Below are 598 nucleotides of genomic sequence, written 5' to 3' on the forward strand. Positions count from 1 at the left end.
GGACGCCGGCCTCTCGCACCAGTTCGCTCACACTCACCCTGACGTCCACCTCAGTGGCGCTGCCACGCTCGATCGGCCACGTCCCGGGGGTCAGGCCTACGTTCACCGACACGGGTTCAAGCGGCGCGAGGGCTGTGGCAGGCCGGTTGTGCCGCCGCAGGGCCAGGGCGATCTGCCGCGTCGACTCGACCATGATCAACGGATGGTGCTGCACGGCGACCGCGCGCTCGTTGAGCGGATGGAAGCGAGGCCATTGACACCGGGCCGTGAAGCACTGGCCGCCTTGGGGGCGCATGTCCACAACCAGCATGGACGCCATCGTCTCCAGCCCGAGCGTGCGCCACGTCAGTGGAGCATCCAACGGCTCGTTCTCGGCCGACTGCAGGCCATCGGTGTACTTCGACCGCTGATGGCCTGCCGTGTTTCGGCTCAGCTCCCCTGCGTACATGTAGGTCTCCCGCTGACGAGCGCGGGCGCCGGCGCCCGCTTTGCACACCTTTCACGCCACGAGGGCGCGATGGATGCAGGTCGCTTCCGAAAGCGTCGGGCGCCAGGAGTACGTCACCACCGCTCCCCCGCCGCCCCTGCCCTCAATGAC

1 pseudogene is annotated in these 598 nt (G+C 68.4%); it reads right to left on the minus strand.

The features are described from left to right. Positions 1-448, minus strand: a pseudogene (locus AOK22_RS43555) (hypothetical protein); the annotation flags it as partial. Positions 449-598 lie beyond the last annotated feature (150 nt).

Origin of the sequence: Streptomyces silaceus, assembly GCF_001419745.1 — a bacterium.
Classification (GTDB): domain Bacteria; phylum Actinomycetota; class Actinomycetes; order Streptomycetales; family Streptomycetaceae; genus Streptomyces; species Streptomyces silaceus.